Origin of the sequence: Pelagibacterium lacus (assembly GCF_003345525.1) — a bacterium.
GTDB classification, from domain to species: Bacteria; Pseudomonadota; Alphaproteobacteria; order Rhizobiales; family Devosiaceae; genus Pelagibacterium; species Pelagibacterium lacus.
In genome coordinates this window covers 38,909-53,226 of the sequence record NZ_QQNH01000015.1, presented here as the reverse complement: position 1 = coordinate 53,226, position 14,318 = coordinate 38,909, and the positions used below count along the sequence as shown (strand labels likewise).

Genomic DNA, 14,318 nt, shown 5'->3' with positions numbered 1-14,318 from the left:
TTCTTGGCGCCAGTATGCTTGAAGGGCAGCGGGCACCTCCTTATATAGCCAGCCAAGCCCGGTAACGGGCAAGGACAGGATCAGCATCCCAGAGCAGAGGGACCCGGCCGCCCATCCTCCGACGCGACGCCGCTCGAAACGGGCGCGTCGGGGACGGAAGGCCAAATCCGGGGTTCGCTCGTGAAAGTGAGGCATTAAAAATGGCTAAAGTAATCGGTATCGATCTGGGCACCACCAATTCGTGCGTCGCCGTCATGGACGGCAAGACCCCGAAAGTGATCGAGAACGCGGAAGGCGCGCGCACCACCCCCTCCATGGTCGCCTTCTCCAATGACGGGGAACGTCTGGTCGGCCAGCCGGCCAAGCGCCAGGCGGTCACCAATCCGGAGGGCACGCTGTTCGCCGTCAAGCGCCTGATCGGCCGCCGCTTCGACGACCCCATGGTCACCAAGGACAAGGATCTGGTGCCCTACAAGATTTCCAAGGCCGACAATGGCGACGCTTGGGTCGAGGTGGATGGCAAGAAGTCGTCCCCGTCCGAAGTCTCGGCCATGATCCTCACCAAGATGAAGGAAACCGCCGAGAGCTATCTGGGCGAAAACGTCACCCAGGCCGTGATCACCGTTCCCGCCTATTTCAACGACTCCCAGCGTCAGGCCACCAAGGACGCCGGCAAGATCGCCGGGCTCGAAGTGCTGCGCATCATCAACGAGCCGACCGCGGCCGCGCTGGCCTATGGGCTCGACAAGAAGGAATCGGGCACCATCGCGGTCTATGACCTGGGCGGCGGCACCTTCGACATCTCGATCCTCGAGATCGGCGACGGCGTCTTCGAGGTGAAGTCCACCAATGGCGACACCTTCCTGGGCGGTGAAGACTTCGACATGCGTCTGGTCGACTATCTCGCCGACGAGTTCAAGAAGGAGCAGGGCATCGACCTGCGCGGCGACAAGCTGGCGCTGCAGCGGCTGAAGGAAGCCGCCGAAAAGGCCAAGATCGAGCTGTCGAGCGCCTCGCAGACCGAAATCAACCTGCCCTTCATCACCGCCGATGCGTCGGGCCCCAAGCACCTGCAATTGAAGCTCACCCGCGCCAAGTTCGAATCCATCGTCGAGGATCTGGTCAAGCGCACCATCGAGCCCTGCCGCGCCGCGCTCAAGGATGCCGGCATCACGGCGGGCGAGATCGACGAAGTGGTTCTGGTCGGCGGCATGACCCGCATGCCCAAGGTACAGGAAGAAGTGAAGAACTTCTTCGGCAAGGAGCCCCATAAGGGCGTCAACCCCGACGAGGTGGTGGCCATGGGCGCCGCCATCCAGGCCGGCGTCCTGCAGGGCGACGTCAAGGACGTGCTGCTGCTCGACGTGACCCCGCTGTCGCTCGGCATCGAAACCCTGGGCGGTGTCTTCACCCGGCTGATCGACCGCAACACCACCATCCCGACCAAGAAGGGCCAGGTGTTCTCCACCGCCGAGGACAACCAGTCCGCCGTGACCATCCGGGTGTTCCAGGGCGAACGCGAAATGGCCGCCGACAACAAGATGCTCGGCCAGTTCGACCTTGTCGGCATCCCCTCGGCCCCGCGCGGCGTGCCCCAGATCGAGGTGACCTTCGACATCGACGCCAACGGCATCGTCAACGTCTCGGCCAAGGACAAGGGCACCGGCAAGGAGCAGCAGATCCGCATCCAGGCCTCGGGCGGCCTGTCGGACGCCGACATCGAAAAGATGGTCAAGGACGCCGAAGCCAATGCGGAAGTGGACAAGAAGCGCCGCGAAACGGTCGAAGCCCGCAACCAGGCCGAAAGCCTCGTGCATTCCACCGAATCCTCGCTCAAGGAGCATGGGGACAAGGTCTCTGCCGAGATAAAGGCCGAAATCGAGACCGCCATCGCCGAAACCAAGACCGCCATCGAAGGCGAGGACCCTGAAGCGATCAAGGAAAAGTCCGCCGCCCTGGCGCAGGCGTCCATGAAGCTCGGCGAAGCCATGTACAAGGCCAGCCAGGAAGAGGCCGAAGCCGCCGCTTCGGGCACGGACGAGGCCGATGACGACGTGGTCGACGCCGATTTCGAAGAGGTCAAGGACGACGACGACCAGAAGTCGGCCTGATCCGGCTGCAACACCCTTTCAGTGCCGCCTCCGGGCGGCACTGTCTTTTCCGGCAGGGGCCCGGTTTCACGTGAATCAGCACCGCCCGCTGGTCTTCCTGCCTCCGGCTATGGTAACAGGCGCCGGGCATCATTACCTAAGACGCATGGCAGGGCCGGCATCGTGCCGGGGCCTGACGCGCTCAACGACAACGAACGGTTGGTTTGGCACAAGAGATGATCTTGCATCCGTCCATGATTTGCCCCCGCCGCGACACGGGGAAGTTCTAGAACATGTCCAAAGCCGATTTCTATTCGGTGCTCGGGGTCGACAAGGGCTGCGACGCCACCGCGCTCAAATCCGCCTATCGCAAGCTCGCCATGCAATACCACCCGGACCGCAATCCGGGGAATGCCGAGGCCGAGCACAAGTTCAAGGAAGTCTCGGAAGCCTACGATACGCTCAAGGACCCGCAGAAGCGCGCCGCCTATGACCGGTTCGGCCATGCCGCCTTCGCCAATGGCGGCGGGGGCGCCGGGCAAGGCTTCGGCTCGGATTTCTCCTCCTCCATGTCCGACATCTTCGAGGACATCTTCGGCGAATTCATGGGCGGGGCGCGCGGCCAGCGCCAGCGCGACGGCCGCCAGCGCGGCTCGGATCTGCGCTACAATCTCGAGATCGACCTCGACGACGCCTTTACCGGCACCACGGTCGACATCGACGTGCCGACCCTCACCCAGTGCGGAACCTGCGACGGCTCCGGCGCCAAGCCGGGCACCGGGTTTTCAACCTGCCGCATGTGCGGTGGCCACGGCAAGGTGCGCGCGGCGCAGGGCTTCTTCACCATCCAGCAGACCTGTCCCCAGTGCCATGGGCGCGGGGAGACCATGGACCAGCCCTGTACCGATTGCCACGGCCAGGGCCGCAAGCAGACCTCGCGCACCCTCTCGGTCGACGTGCCCAAGGGCATCGAGGACGGCACCCGCATCCGGCTGGGCGGCGAGGGCGAGGCCGGGGTGCGCGGCGGGCCGGCCGGGGACCTCTATATCTTCGTTTCGTTAAAGCCCCATCAGCTGTTCCAGCGCGACGGCGCCGATCTCTACGCCAAGGTGCCGATCTCGATGATCACCGCTGCCCTGGGCGGGGAATTCGAAGTGCCCACGCTCGACGGCATCCGCGCCAAGGTGAAGGTCGGCGAGGGCACCCAGCCCGGTGCCCGGGTGCGGCTCAAGGGCAAGGGCATGCCGGTTTTGCGCAGCCAGCAGGTCGGCGATCTCTACGTCCAGCTCGAGGTGGAGACGCCGCAAAAGCTCAGCAAGCGCCAGCGCGAGCTGCTGGAGGAATTCCAGGAGCTGTCCAGCCGCGAGACCTCACCGGGCTCGGAAGGCTTCTTCGACAAGCTCAAGCATATGTTCGGCTAGCAATGGGGCTTGCCGTCCCCGAGGCGGCCTGCCTATCCTCGCGCCGTCCACCAAGGAGACGGCCCCATGCCCAGCGCGCTCACCCTTTCCGGTTCGATCCGCACCGGTTCGTTCAACAAGAAGCTGCAGGACGCGGTCGACGGCAAGCTGGCCACGGCCGGCGTTGCGGTCAATTCGATCTCGCTGGCCGATTTCGACATGCCGATCTTCAACGAGGATCTCGAGCCCCATGCGGTTCCCGAGGCGGCGGGGCGGCTGGCCGAACTGTTCCGGACCCACGACATCGTCTTTATCGCCACGCCCGAATACAATGGCGGCCTGCCCCCGCTCATGGTCAACACCATCGCCTGGCTGTCGCGGCAGAAGCCCTCGCCTTTCCGTCACACGGTGTTCGGCATTGGCGGGGTCTCCTCGGGCCGCTACGGCACCATCTGGGCCCAGAGCCATCTGCGCGATTCGCTCTCCAAGATCGGCGCCCTGGTGGTCCCCACCCTGCTCGGCGTCGGGCCCCATTCCTCGGCCTTTTCCCCCGATGGCCAGATCGCCGAGGCCGGCGCCGTGCAAAAGATCGACCAGATGGTCTCCGAACTCACCCATTTTTCCCGCGGCGGGATTTGAAGGGCGCCGGCGCGCCACCCTTGCGCTCGGCGCCAAGTCGTGGCATCGAGCCGGCAAGCATCGCGCAGGGGAGATTGCCATGGCCGGAGACCTGATCGTCGGACTGGATGTCGGCTCGCGCTATGAGGCAGAGGAGATCATCTCCCGCCTCGGCGACAGCGTCCAGTATTTCAAGATCGGCTATCAGCTCTTTTACGGCGGCGACGGGCTGACCATCGGGCGGGAGCTGATCCGGGCCGGCAAGAAGGTGTTCTTCGACCTCAAGCTGCTCGACATCGACAACACGGTGGAAAAGGGCGTCGCCGCCTTCGCCGAGACCGGCGCGGCCATGCTGACGCTCCACGCCTATCCAAAGGCGATGGCAGCGGCGGTCAAGGCCGCCGAGGGCTCGGGGCTGTGTCTGCTCGGCGTCACCGTCCTCACCTCGATGGACGAGGCCGATCTGGCGGAAGCCGGCTACGGCATGCCCATCGAGGCCCTGGTGGCCCGCCGCGCGCAACAGGCTCGCGACGCCGGCATGGGCGGCATCGTCGCCTCGGCCTTCGAGGCCGAGACCGTGCGCGGCATCGTCGGCCCCGACATGGCCATCGTCACCCCCGGCATCCGCCCCTCGGGCAGCCCGGCCGGCGACCAGAAGCGGGTGATGACCCCCGCCGAGGCGCTGGGCGCCGGGGCCAGCCATCTGGTAGTGGCCCGCCCCATCGTCGCCGCGCCCGATCCCAGAAAGGCCGCCGAGGCGATCCTCGTCGAAATGGCCACGGCATAGGGGACAGCGCATGGATTTCAGGATCGGCATAGTCGGCGCCGGCGGGCGCATGGGTCTAGCCAGCATCCGCGCCGTCGCGGCGCATCCCGAAACGGCGTTGGCCGCCGCCATCGACCGACCCGGGGCCGACAGCATCGGCAAGGATGCCGGCAGCCTCGCCGGCCTCGAACCGCTCGGCGTTGTCATCGGCGACGATCTCGACGCCCTGCTCGGGCAGGTGGATGCCATCCTCGATTTTACAGCTCCCGCGGCCAGCGTCGATCTGGCGCAACGCGCCGCGAAGAGGGGCCTCGTCCACATCATCGGCACCACCGGCTGCACCCCGGAGGACGATGCGCGGATTGCCGAGGCGGCGGGGCGGGGCGCCCGCATCGTCAAATCGGGAAATTTCAGCCTCGGGGTCAATCTCCTCGCCGCGCTGGTCCAACTGGCGGCGACGACGCTCGACATCGATTTCGACATCGAGATCCTCGAAATGCACCACCGGCACAAGGTCGATGCCCCCTCGGGCACGGCGCTGCTGCTCGGGGAGGCGGCGGCGGAGGGGCGCGGCGTCGCGCTGGCCGACACCGCGGTCACGGTGCGCGACGGCCACACCGGGGCCCGGACGCCGGGAACGATCGGCTTTGCCAGCCTGCGCGGGGGTGGCATCGTTGGCGAGCATTCGGTGCTGTTTTCCTCCATGGCGGAAACCGTCACCCTCTCCCATTCGGCGCGCGACAGGGGCCTGTTCGCCGATGGCGCGCTCAAGGCCGCGCTCTGGGCCCGCACGCGCCCGGCGGGGCTGTATTCCATGGCCGATGTGCTCGGCCTTTCACCAGAAGGACGCAATTGAATGACCGGTACGCTGATCCTCGTTCGCCACGGCCAGAGCCAATGGAATCTTGAGAACCTCTTCACCGGCTGGCGCAATCCCGGCCTCACCGAACAGGGCATCGACGAGGCCCGCAAGGCCGGTCAGGCCCTCAAGGCGCGGGGGATCGTGCCCGATGCCTATTTCACCTCGGCGCTCGTCCGCGCCCAGCACACTCTCGACCTGATGCTCGAGGAAATGGGGATCACCGATCTGGTCATCACCCGCAACCACAAGCTCAACGAGCGCGATTACGGCGACCTGTCCGGGCTCAACAAGGACGATGCGCGGGAAAAATGGGGCGAGGAGCAGGTCCATGTCTGGCGCCGCTCCTATGACGTGCCCCCGCCGGGCGGGGAAAGCCTCAAGGACACCGCGGCCCGCGTCCTGCCCTATTACCAGGCCGAGATCGAGCCGCTGCTCAAGGCCGGCAAGACGGTTCTGGTCACCGCCCATGGCAATTCCCTGCGCGCCCTGGTCATGCAACTCGAAGGGCTGGACGAGGACGCGATCCTCAAGCGCGAAATCGCCACCGGCGCGCCCATCGTCTATGGCATCGGCGCCGATGGCGAACGGGTTTCGACGCAAGAACTCTAGGGTCGAAACGAGGACCGGGCGCGGCGCCTATTGCTGCGCGACCAGCCCCGCCTCCCAGCCCAGAATGGCGCGCTTGCGGGCGATGCCCCAGTGATAGCCGGTGAGGGCGCCGGTCGAGCCCACGATGCGATGGCAGGGGACGACGAAGGAGATGGGGTTGCGCCCCACGGCGCGGCCGATGGCCCGCGCCGCATTGGGCCGGCCCACGGCCCGGGCCACCTCGCCATAGGTCGCGGCCCGCCCGGGCGGAACCTTGAGCAGGGTTTCCCAGACCTTGATCTCGAACTGGGAGCCGATCATCACCAGCCGCACTGGCTGCTCGGGGTCCCATTGCGCCGGATCGAAGATGCGCCGCGCCACCGGGGCGATCGCCGCGTCGTCGCGGCGGAAGGCGGCATTGGGCCAGCGCCGCGCCAGATCCTCGAAGGCATTGGCATCGTCCCACTCCTCGGCAAAGGCGATTCCTGCCACCCCATATTGGGTGGTCATCAGGCACACCACGCCGAAGGGCGAGGGGGCATAGCCCCAGGTGACATCGAGACCGGCGCCTTGGGCGCGATAGATGCCGGGGGGCACCGCATCATAGGCGACGAAGAGATCGTGCAGGCGCGACGGTCCCGACAAGCCGACCTCATAGGTCGTATCGAGCACGCTCAGATTATCGCGCAGCAATTTGCGCGCATGGTCCAGCGCCACGGCCTGGGCGAAGCTCTTGGGCGACAGGCCGCACCAGCGGCGGAACAGCTCGACCAGTTGCCGCTCGCTCATCGAGAGCGCATGCGCCAAACCGGCGATGTCGCCCGATCCGGGGGTCGAAAGGTATTCGATCGCCCGGGCGATGGTGCGGTAATCGATGTCCGCGCCGTTCGGGTCGGCGGGGACGCTGGGGGCGGTGAGGGAAGCGTTGGCGTTCATCATGGGCACAGACTAGCGTCACGGTCGCCGGCAAGCGACCCGATTTTGACGGCTCAGCGCCGGGCGCGGTCGAGGGCCGGGCGGAAGGCGCGGGCGAAGTTTTCCTTGTCGTCGGGGGTGAGGAAGCGTCCGATCTCATAGGCTCCCTCCCGCGTGGTGATCTTGAGCGCGGTGACCCGGTCCTCGCCGTCGCGCACCACGGCGAAGCGCACGAAGAAGGGATTGAACGACAGGGTGGTCTCGCGGCCCCGCTTGGTCACGTGGCGGATATCGAGGGCATCGGGCCAGAGGGTGATTTCCTCGAAGGCGTGCTTGTCGTCCAGCGACGCGGTGAGCGCCCAATAGAGCAGCGCGATATCGAGCCCCAGCAGGCCGACGATGGGCCAGGCCCCCATGGCGAAGAAGGCGAAGCCCGGGATGGCGGCCATGACGCAGGCAAAGACGATCACGCCGCGAATGCCCTGCGGCGAAAGCGAGCGGTGCGGGGTCAGCAAGGCGGCAAAGAGCGGGTTTTGGGTCATCTCGGCTTGCCTTTTGGCGTTCGGCCCATTCTAAGAGACAGGTCCACGCCAATCAAATCACTTCATCGTCGCACCCCCTCATGCCCAGACCGCCCACCAAGGCCGAGATCGAACGGATCTTCGAGACCTTTGCCCAATACGATCCCGAACCGACCGGCGAGCTCGATTTCGTCAATCTGTTCACGCTGCTGGTCGCCGTGGTGCTCAGCGCCCAGGCCACCGATGTGGGTGTCAACAAGGCGACCAAAAAGCTGTTCGCCATCGCCGACACGCCCGAAAAGATGGTGGCGCTGGGGGAAGACGCCATCCGCGAGCATATCCGCACCATCGGGCTCTATCGCAACAAGGCCAAGAACGTCTTCCTGCTCAGCCAGGCGCTGATCGACAATCACGGAAGCCATGTGCCCGACACGCGCGAAGCCCTCGAGGCCCTGCCGGGGGTGGGGCGCAAGACCGCCAATGTGGTGCTCAATATCGGCTTCGGCCAGCCGACCATCGCCGTCGACACGCATCTGTTCCGGGTCGGCAACCGCACGGGCATCGCGCCGGGCAAGTCGCCGCTGGCGGTGGAAAAAGCGCTTCTTAAGCGCGTGCCGGCCAAATATCTGCTGCACGCCCATCACTGGCTGATCCTGCATGGGCGCTATATCTGCAAGGCCCGCAGGCCCGAATGCTATCGCTGCATCATCGCCCAATGGTGCCGCTATCCCGACAAGACCCCCGGCCCGGTTGCGCGGCAGCGCGCGATGCCCTAAGCGGAACCCAGGCAAGAGAGTGACGGACACCCCATGACCACCCGGTTCGACGTTCTGACCATCGGCAATGCCATTGTCGATGTGATCGCTCCGATCGAGGAGAATTTCCTCATCGACGAGGGCATGCGCAAATCGATCATGCACCTCATCGATGCGGAGCGCTCGGCCGATCTCTATGCGAAAATGCCCGAGCATAAATCGATCATCCCGGGCGGCAGCTCGGCCAATACGGCGGCCGGCGTCGCGGCTCTCGGCGGGCGCGCCGCCTTTGTCGGCAAGGTGGCCGAGGACGAGCTCGGCCTCGTCTTCCGCGCCGATTTCGAAACCAAGGGCATTTCCTACGACACCGACTATCTGCGCGACGATGTCGCCACGGCCCGTTCGATGATCCTCGTCACGCCCGATGGCGAGCGTACCATGAACACCTATCTGGGCGCCTGCCAGCACCTCACCGAGGCCGATATCGTCGAGGAGACCATCGGCGCGGCTTCCATCACCTATATGGAAGGCTATCTCTGGGATCCCCCCCAGGCCAAGAAGGCCTTCGTCAAGGCGGCCCATTACGCCCATAAGAGCGAGCGCGCCGCCGCGATCACCCTCTCGGACCCGTTCTGCGTCAACCGCTTCCGCGCCGAATTCCTCGACCTCATCCGCTCCAAGACCATGGACTATGTGTTCGCCAATATCGAGGAGGCCAAGGCGCTCTACGAGACGGACGATCTGACCGTCGCCGTGCGCCAACTGGCCGAGGACGCCGAGATCGCCGCCATCACCATGGGCGCGCGCGGGGCAATGGCGATCCGCAACGGGGAAATCGTCTCGGTCCCGGCCTTTCCGGTCGACAAGGTGGTGGACGTGACCGGGGCGGGGGATCTGTTCGCCTCGGGGTTCCTGCTCGCCACGGCGCGCGGCCAGTCCATGGAGGAAGCGCTGCGGCTCGGCTGTCTCGCCGCCTCGGAGGTGATCACCCATTACGGCGCCCGTCCGGTGGCCGATCTGCGCGCCATGGCCGAGGCCGAGGGCATCGCCGTCTGAACTCAGACCTTGCGCAGGGAAACCTCGTGGATGGCGTGGTCGGCGCCCTTTTTGAGGATCAGGTCGGCCCGGCTGCGGGTCGGCAGGATGTTCTCACGCAGATTGGGCAGGTTGATCGACTGCCAGATCGACTTGGCGGTGGCGATGGCCGTCAGTTCCGACAATTCGGAAAAGCGCCGGAAAAAGCTCTTGGGATCGCGGAAGGCGGTCTCGCGCAGCTTCATGAAGCGCTCCACATACCAGGCCTCGAGCACGTCTTCGTCGGCGTCGATATAGACCGAGAAATCGATGAAATCGGACGCGAAGACGATGGGGCTGCCGGTGCGGGGCAATTCGCCCGGCTGCAGGATGTTGAGCCCCTCGACCACGAGGATGTCCGGGCTCTCGACGACGATCTTTTCGTCCGGCAGGACGTCATAGGTGAGGTGGGAATAGGTGGGCGCCTCGACCCGGGGGGCACCCGATTTCACCGCAGCGAGAAAATCGACGAAGGCGGCGCGGTCATAGCTTTCGGGAAAACCCTTGCGCTGCATCAGGTCGCGGGCCTCCAGCACCGCATTGGGATGGAGGAAGCCGTCGGTGGTGATGAGATCGACCTTGGGTGAGGTCGGCCAGCGGCGCAGCAGGGCGCGCAGGATGCGCGCCGTGGTGGATTTGCCCACGGCGACCGAACCCGCCACGCCAATGACGAAGGGTACCTTGGCGCCATTATGCCCCAGAAAACGGCTCGACGCGTGATGAATGCCCTGGATCGCCTCGACATAGAAGGAGAGCAGGCGCGTCAGGGGCAGGTAGACGATCTCGGCCTCGGCCAGCGAGATGGGGTCGTTGAGAGTGCGCAGATGCTCGATATCCTCGGCATCGAGGGTCATCGGCTCATCGGCGCGCAGCCGCGCCCATTCCGCCATCGAAAAGGTGAGATAGGGGGCGAAGGCGATCTTTGCTGACATGGATCAGTCTTTCGGCCGCGCGGCCTTTTCGGCCAGGCCCGACTGGCCGGTGCGGCGGTCGAGCTCGGCCAGCACCCGGTCCAGCGCCACGCCCTCGGCCCGCAGCAGGACGAGCAGGTGGTAGATGAGGTCGGCGCTTTCCTTGACCAGTTCGTCCTTGTCCCCGCTCATGGCGGCGATCACCGTCTCCACCGCCTCCTCGCCCAGCTTCTGGGCGCATTTGGCCGTGCCGCGGCTGAGCAGCTTTGCGGTATAGGACTGGTCGGGCGCGGCAGTGGCGCGCTCGGCCAGCCGCGCCTCGAGCGCTTCTATGGTCAGTGTGGTCATGGCTGTGCCTCCTTGACGCCCTGGTCTCAGTCGAGCCGCATCGGAATGCCCGCCGCGGCCATATGGGCCTTGGCCTCGCCGATGGTGAAGGTACCGAAATGGAAGATCGACGCCGCGAGGACGGCCGCCGCATGGCCCTCCTTTATCCCCTCGACCAGATGGTCGAGCGTCCCCACCCCACCCGAAGCGATCACCGGCACGGCCACCGCATCGGCGACGGCGCGGGTCAGCTCGATGTCGAAGCCCGACCGCGTGCCGTCGCGGTCCATGGAGGTGACCAGCAATTCGCCAGCCCCGCGCTCCACTGCGCCAACGGCGAAGGCGACGGCGTCGATGCCGGTGGGCTTGCGCCCGCCATGGGTGAAGATCTCCCAGCGCCCGTCCTCCACGCGCTTGGCGTCGACCGAGACGACGATGCATTGATTGCCGAACTTGTCGGCGGCGCGGGCCACGAAATCGGGATCGGCCACCGCCGCGGAATTGATAGACACCTTGTCGGCCCCCGACAGCAGGAGCTTGCGGATATCCTCATTGCTCTTGATGCCGCCGCCCACGGTCACCGGCATGAAGCAATGCTCGGCGGTGCGGGCCACCACGTCGAAAATGGTGTCGCGTCCCTCATGGGAGGCGGCGATGTCGAGAAAACACAATTCGTCGGCCCCCGCCGCGTCATAGGCGATGGCCGCCTCCACCGGGTCGCCGGCATCGACCAGATCGACGAAGTTGACGCCCTTGACGATGCGTCCGTCCTTCACGTCGAGGCAGGGGATGATGCGTGCTTTGAGGGTCATGAGGGATTTCTCTTGGGGTTGGCCCTGCGCCAATAGAGCAGATGGACGAGAAGGACAATCACCCAAACGGCGAGGGCCACGGCCCCGAAGGGGATGGAAGCCAGCATCAGCCAGCCCATGATCGCCATGCCGGCCAGGAGGCCGCCATAGTCGACGCCGTTGATGACGCAAGGGTAGACCCCCGCCTCGTCCAGCCGGCAGCCATTGGGCTCGGCGACCAGATAGGCGAGGTAAACCGAGATCACAGGCCCCAGCGCCACCAGCACGATCACCGCCAGCACCAGCCCGTAGCCCAGCCAGGGGAACCGTTTGCGCGCCGGGCCGGCGGTCATCCGGCGGCCTTGAGCAGGGCCAGTGCTTCACGTGAATCAATGCGCCCGTCATAGAGGGCGCGGCCCGAAATCGCCCCTTCGAGGATTTTCGCGTCCGGCTCGGTCATGCGGCGGATGTCGTCCATGCCGGCCAGCCCCCCCGAGGCGATGACGGGGATGCTGGTCGTCGCGGCCAGCGCCAGGGTCGCATCCCAGTTGATGCCCTTGAGGACCCCGTCGCGGTCGATATCGGTATAGATGATGGCGGCGACCCCGGCGCCCTCGAAGCGCCGGGCCAGCTCGCTGGCCGAGAGCTCGGAGGTTTCCGCCCAGCCCTCGACCGCAACCTTGCCGCCCCGGGCGTCGATCCCCACCGCGACCTGGCCGGGAAAGGCCTTGCAGGCCGCCTTGACCAGTTCGGGATCGCGCACCGCGACCGTGCCGAGGATCACCCGCGCCAGCCCCTTGTCGAGCCAGGCCTCGATATGGGCCAGGGTGCGGATGCCGCCGCCGAGCTGGACGGGGAAATCGACCGCCGCCAGAATGGCCTCGACCGCCGCGCCATTGACGCTCTCGCCGGCAAAGGCACCATTGAGGTCCACCACATGCAGATAGTCGAAGCCCTGCTGCTCGAAACTTTTGGCCTGTGCGGCCGGATCGTCGTTGAAGACCGTCGCCTGGTCCATGTCGCCGAGCTTGAGCCTGACGCATTGACCGTCCTTGAGGTCGATGGCGGGAAAGAGAATCATGGACGCCACTTGAGAAAGTTGGAGATCAGCGCCTGGCCCAAGGCCTGGCTCTTTTCGGGATGGAACTGGGTGCCGGCGATATTGTCGCGCCCCACCATGGCGGTGATCGGCCCGCCATACTGCGTGGTGGCGATCACCTGCTCCTCGGCGGTGACCCGCATGTGATAGGAATGGACGAAATAGGCATGCAGGCCGTTTTCCCCGGTTTCGATGCCCTCGAGGAGCTTGTGGGGACGGGCCACCGCCAGGGTATTCCAGCCCATATGCGGCACCTTGAGGGCCGGGTCATGGGGCATGATGGCCTCGACCACGCCGTCGATCCAGCCCAGGCCGGGGGTCTCGGACTTTTCCCGCCCCGTCCGGGCCAGAAGCTGCATGCCGACGCAGATGCCGAGGAAGGGCGTTGTGCCCCGCGCCACCTTTTCCTCCAGCACCGCGATCATGGCGTCGACCGCGCGCAGCCCGGCCATGCAATCGGCAAAGGCGCCGACCCCGGGCAGGACGATGCGGTCGGCCCGCCGCACAAGCTCGGCATCGGCGGTCACCCTGATTATTGCCCCGGTCTCCATCCCGGCGCGGGAAAAGGCCTTTTCGGCCGATCTGAGATTGCCCGCCCCGTAATCGATGATGGCGACGGTCTCGCTCACGGCCGGGCTCCAAATCTCTGTTCGAGCCACAGGCGCTCGGCCGTCGCGCCATCGGCGGCCACCAGTTCCCCCAGCGCCAGCCAGTTGCGGCGCAGCAGCGCCCGTCCGGCGATGCGGGCGGCGGCAAAGCCGGTCCAGAGCGCGAACACCCCATAGAGCCCCAGGGCGGCGGCCGGGCCGATCAGCGGCACGCTGGCCGCCAGCGCCGCCACCAGCAGCGCCCAGACGAGCACGAAGCCGATGGCCCCGTGAAACATCGCCCACAAGGGAGTGAACAGGAACGCCGTCCAGCGGAACCTTTCCGAGAGCACCGCGATGGCCTCGGGTCCGGCTTCGGGCTTGGCATAGATTGCGTAAAGGGTCATGACTTCTGTCTACAGCACGCCCTTGGTCGAGGGCACCGCGTCGCCGGCCCGCGGATCGATCTCCACCGCCTGCCGCAAGGCGCGCGCCAGAGCCTTGAACAGGCTCTCGGCGATGTGGTGGTTGTTGTCGCCATAATAGGTTTCGGCATGCAGGGTGATACCGGCATTTATGGCCAGCGCCTGGAAGAATTCGCGCACCAGCTCGGTGTCGAAGCTGCCGATCTTGGGTGCGGTGAAGGCGACCCGCCAGACGAGGAAGGCCCGGCCGGAGACGTCGAGCGCCACCGTCGAGCGGGTGCCGTCCATCACGAGGTCGGAAGCGCCATAGCGCACAATGCCCTTTTTCTCCCCCAGCGCCATGCGAATCGCCTGGCCGATGGCGATGCCCACATCCTCGACGGTGTGGTGGTGGTCGATATGGAGGTCGCCCTTGGCGCGGATCGTCATGTCGATCAGGGAATGGCGCGACAGCTGGTCGAGCATGTGGTCGAAAAAGCCCACACCCGTTTCGATGGTCCGCGACCCGTCGCCATCGAGATCGATAGCGACGCTGATCTCGGTCTCATTGGTCTTGCGATCGAGCTTGGCCTTGCGCATGGCTGACCCC

General features: G+C 65.9%; 18 protein-coding genes. 8 read left to right on the top strand and 10 right to left on the bottom strand.

Annotated elements, in window-relative coordinates; translation table 11 throughout:
- Nucleotides 1–200 precede the first annotated feature (200 nt).
- From dnaK to DVH29_RS11095, 6 genes are all read left to right on the top strand, one after another.
- Nucleotides 201–2,111, top strand: coding sequence for a molecular chaperone DnaK (gene dnaK, locus DVH29_RS11120; RefSeq protein ID WP_114646251.1), 1,911 nt, complete (start codon nucleotides 201–203; stop codon nucleotides 2,109–2,111).
- Nucleotides 2,112–2,383: 272 nt separating this feature from the next.
- Nucleotides 2,384–3,511, top strand: a complete 1,128-nt coding sequence (gene dnaJ / locus DVH29_RS11115; protein WP_114646250.1) for a molecular chaperone DnaJ — start codon at nucleotides 2,384–2,386, stop codon at nucleotides 3,509–3,511.
- A gap of 66 nt (nucleotides 3,512–3,577) precedes the next feature.
- Nucleotides 3,578–4,129, top strand: a complete 552-nt coding sequence (locus DVH29_RS11110; protein ID WP_114646249.1) for an NADPH-dependent FMN reductase — start codon at nucleotides 3,578–3,580, stop codon at nucleotides 4,127–4,129.
- 79 nt (nucleotides 4,130–4,208) lie between these two features.
- Nucleotides 4,209–4,895, top strand: coding sequence for an orotidine-5'-phosphate decarboxylase (gene pyrF, locus DVH29_RS11105; protein ID WP_114646248.1), 687 nt, complete (start codon nucleotides 4,209–4,211; stop codon nucleotides 4,893–4,895).
- A 10-nt stretch (nucleotides 4,896–4,905) separates the two neighbouring features.
- Nucleotides 4,906–5,730, top strand: coding sequence for a 4-hydroxy-tetrahydrodipicolinate reductase (gene dapB / locus DVH29_RS11100; RefSeq protein WP_114646247.1), 825 nt, complete (start codon nucleotides 4,906–4,908; stop codon nucleotides 5,728–5,730).
- Nucleotides 5,731–6,345 (top strand): 2,3-bisphosphoglycerate-dependent phosphoglycerate mutase, encoded by a 615-nt coding sequence (locus tag DVH29_RS11095; RefSeq protein WP_114646246.1) that lies wholly within the window; start codon nucleotides 5,731–5,733, stop codon nucleotides 6,343–6,345.
- Between the two features lie 27 nt (nucleotides 6,346–6,372).
- Here the strand turns inward: DVH29_RS11095 and DVH29_RS11090 are convergent, their stop codons facing one another.
- Together DVH29_RS11090 and DVH29_RS11085 are read right to left on the bottom strand one after the other, a co-directional pair.
- Nucleotides 6,373–7,260, bottom strand: a complete 888-nt coding sequence (locus DVH29_RS11090) for a methylated-DNA--[protein]-cysteine S-methyltransferase (RefSeq protein ID WP_114646271.1) — start codon at nucleotides 7,258–7,260, stop codon at nucleotides 6,373–6,375.
- Between the two features lie 53 nt (nucleotides 7,261–7,313).
- A complete protein-coding gene (locus DVH29_RS11085) occupies nucleotides 7,314–7,781 on the bottom strand; it encodes a DUF2244 domain-containing protein (protein ID WP_114646245.1) in 468 nt (155 codons plus the stop codon).
- 80 nt (nucleotides 7,782–7,861) lie between these two features.
- On the opposite strand from DVH29_RS11085, the gene nth reads away from it, so the two are divergent.
- On the top strand, nucleotides 7,862–8,536 hold the full coding sequence (gene nth / locus DVH29_RS11080; protein ID WP_114646244.1) for an endonuclease III: 675 nt from the start codon (nucleotides 7,862–7,864) through the stop codon (nucleotides 8,534–8,536).
- Nucleotides 8,537–8,569: 33 nt separating this feature from the next.
- Nucleotides 8,570–9,571 carry an adenosine kinase gene (locus tag DVH29_RS11075; protein ID WP_114646243.1) on the top strand — a complete coding sequence of 334 codons (1,002 nt, stop codon included), beginning with the start codon at nucleotides 8,570–8,572 and terminating at the stop codon, nucleotides 9,569–9,571.
- Between the two features lie 2 nt (nucleotides 9,572–9,573).
- On the opposite strand, the gene coaA is transcribed toward DVH29_RS11075, so the two are convergent.
- Genes coaA through hisB form a run of 8 tightly spaced genes read right to left on the bottom strand, consistent with a single transcriptional unit; the run spans nucleotide 9,574 to nucleotide 14,308 of the window.
- Nucleotides 9,574–10,521, bottom strand: a complete 948-nt coding sequence (gene coaA, locus DVH29_RS11070) for a type I pantothenate kinase (RefSeq protein ID WP_114646242.1) — start codon at nucleotides 10,519–10,521, stop codon at nucleotides 9,574–9,576.
- A gap of 3 nt (nucleotides 10,522–10,524) precedes the next feature.
- Nucleotides 10,525–10,848, bottom strand: a complete 324-nt coding sequence (locus DVH29_RS11065) for a phosphoribosyl-ATP diphosphatase (protein WP_114646241.1) — start codon at nucleotides 10,846–10,848, stop codon at nucleotides 10,525–10,527.
- A gap of 26 nt (nucleotides 10,849–10,874) precedes the next feature.
- A complete protein-coding gene (gene hisF, locus DVH29_RS11060; RefSeq protein WP_114646240.1) occupies nucleotides 10,875–11,639 on the bottom strand; it encodes an imidazole glycerol phosphate synthase subunit HisF in 765 nt (254 codons plus the stop codon).
- Nucleotides 11,636–11,971, bottom strand: a complete 336-nt coding sequence (locus DVH29_RS11055; protein WP_114646239.1) for a hypothetical protein — start codon at nucleotides 11,969–11,971, stop codon at nucleotides 11,636–11,638. The genes hisF and DVH29_RS11055 overlap by 4 nt, the downstream gene beginning before the upstream one ends.
- Complete coding sequence (gene hisA / locus DVH29_RS11050) at nucleotides 11,968–12,699, bottom strand: 1-(5-phosphoribosyl)-5-[(5-phosphoribosylamino)methylideneamino]imidazole-4-carboxamide isomerase (RefSeq protein ID WP_114646238.1); 732 nt, start codon at nucleotides 12,697–12,699, stop codon at nucleotides 11,968–11,970. The genes DVH29_RS11055 and hisA overlap by 4 nt, the downstream gene beginning before the upstream one ends.
- The gene (hisH, locus tag DVH29_RS11045; RefSeq protein WP_114646237.1) at nucleotides 12,696–13,346 is read right to left on the bottom strand and encodes an imidazole glycerol phosphate synthase subunit HisH; all 651 of its coding nucleotides are present in this window, start codon (nucleotides 13,344–13,346) and stop codon (nucleotides 12,696–12,698) included. Before hisH ends, hisA begins: the two co-directional genes overlap by 4 nt.
- Complete coding sequence (locus DVH29_RS11040) at nucleotides 13,343–13,711, bottom strand: hypothetical protein (protein WP_114646236.1); 369 nt, start codon at nucleotides 13,709–13,711, stop codon at nucleotides 13,343–13,345. The genes hisH and DVH29_RS11040 overlap by 4 nt, the downstream gene beginning before the upstream one ends.
- Nucleotides 13,712–13,720: 9 nt before the next feature.
- On the bottom strand, nucleotides 13,721–14,308 hold the full coding sequence (hisB, locus tag DVH29_RS11035) for an imidazoleglycerol-phosphate dehydratase HisB (protein ID WP_114646235.1): 588 nt from the start codon (nucleotides 14,306–14,308) through the stop codon (nucleotides 13,721–13,723).
- Nucleotides 14,309–14,318: the final 10 nt, after the last annotated feature.